This is a genomic window from Lysinibacillus sp. NPDC096418 (assembly GCF_044762775.1).
Taxonomy (GTDB): Bacteria; Bacillota; Bacilli; order Bacillales_A; family Planococcaceae; genus Lysinibacillus.
Map to the genome: position 1 here is coordinate 1 of NZ_JBIWEY010000079.1, position 1,637 is coordinate 1,637.

Sequence of the window (1,637 nt, forward strand, 5' to 3'; positions counted from 1 at the left end):
CGGACACCCTTGCTCTTGGCTAACCTCTACTTCTGTCTTCGGGGTTCGGGACTTACACCCTATAGTTCATGTGCATGCCGGGCGCACCAAAAAAACTATCCACAATATTAATCATGGATAGTCGTAATTGGTGCAAGCTGTCCTTTTGTCACTGCCAATAAATCATCAATTTGGACATGCACTTGCATACCTATTTTCCCTGCGCTAATAATGATGCTTCCTTGTTCACGCGCTGTAGCATCAATAACTGTCGGGTATAATTTTTTCATACCTACCGGTGAACAGCCTCCACGTACATAACCGGTATAGCCAAGTAATTCTTTCACAGGCAGCATTTCGATTTTCTTTTCTCCAACGACTTTTGCTGCTGCCTTTAAATCGAGTTCTTCCGCAACTGGAATAACAAAAACGAATAGTTTCTGTGCGCTCGCTTTTGCCACTAATGTTTTGAAAACACGAGAAACCGGTTGTCCGATTTTTTCAGCTACAGAAATTCCATCCACTTGCCCGTCAGAAATCTCATATTCCAACACATCAAATTGTATTTTTTGTTGCTCTAATTGTCGTACTGCATTTGTTTTTGTATGCTTTGCTTTAGCCATATGAAAGTCCCCCATTTATCTCATTAGGCTGTCCACGAAAACATAGGTTCATACCTCGGTAGATAGCCATTCTTCGCCATTTCAGAATGCGCTGTATATTTTGCGGCAACATTTTTAAAACTGTTTGCCTTATACGTTCCTTCATAGCTTCTACCGAAAATTGTATCTGCTAACGGGTCTAAATTCAATTCATTTGTGAATCGCTCTGGTACCTTTACTTCAATCGGAGCTCGAACAAACGCTGGCTCTTCATCCCAGTTCTCAGTTTCTGCAATTTCGGTACCATTGAGTTGTGCCTCCACTTGCCGAATATGCTCACTCGCACTTGCCGCGACACGCAAATCCTGCTGTGAAGGTTCAGTAGGTGCTAACGCAGCAACTCTGACTGATTCTAAAATATGCAGCGTTTGCTCTTCACTTGAGCCAAGCTCATTCGTACTTGGCGCTTCGTTATCAACTGCTCTGCTGGCCTGCTCATATGCACGCACATTCTTTTCAGCTTGCTGCATTTCTCGAATAGTTGCTTGCTCTTGAGGTGTGACTTCTTTCAATTCCTTTTTGTGTTGTTCATATAAATCATGATCTTTATGACCAAATAATAGATTCTCTAACTCAATTAAAACGGGATTTTTCTTCGGTTGAAAATACTGGAGATTTTTGCGATATGCATCTCCTACCCCTTTACGTTGTAGAACTTTTCTACGTTCCTCTAAGGCTGCAATTCTCTCTTGTTGAATAAATGCTGAAATTTTCATAGTATTCACCTCTACTCTCTATAATATGTAAGTTGCTTAGTATATATGACTATACATATACCCACTAAACAATATCTGTACACTTATTATCGGGCTTTAATTAGAAAAATATATCATCAATTCGTACTATATACACAGAAGACTAAAATCCGAATCCGATAATAGGTCTAAAGGTATTATAATTTTAATCGAGTAGGAGGGAGCGACTAACTCCCGTCCTCTCACACCACCGTACGTACGGATCCGTATACGGCGGTTCCATGAAGTCTGACGGACAGCG

Annotated in this window: 2 protein-coding genes; both read right to left on the reverse strand. The window is 40.9% G+C overall.

All coding sequences use genetic code 11. The annotated features are described in order from the left end of the window. Window positions 1-107: 107 nt before the first annotated feature. Entirely contained in the window at window positions 108-602 is a 495-nt protein-coding gene (ybaK, locus tag ACIQZG_RS24435; RefSeq protein WP_402758754.1) for a Cys-tRNA(Pro) deacylase, read from the reverse strand. A gap of 23 nt (window positions 603-625) precedes the next feature. Next, the gene (locus tag ACIQZG_RS24440) at window positions 626-1,357 is read right to left on the reverse strand and encodes a hypothetical protein (RefSeq protein WP_402758756.1); all 732 of its coding nucleotides are present in this window, start codon (window positions 1,355-1,357) and stop codon (window positions 626-628) included. Window positions 1,358-1,637: the final 280 nt, after the last annotated feature.

Bases quoted from the DNA above. Each gene is read 5' to 3' on its own strand.
- ybaK (WP_402758754.1), bottom strand. From the start codon at position 602: ATGGCTAAAGCAAAGCATACAAAAACAAATGCAGTACGACAATTAGAG.
- ACIQZG_RS24440 (WP_402758756.1), bottom strand. From the start codon at position 1,357: ATGAAAATTTCAGCATTTATTCAACAAGAGAGAATTGCAGCCTTAGAG.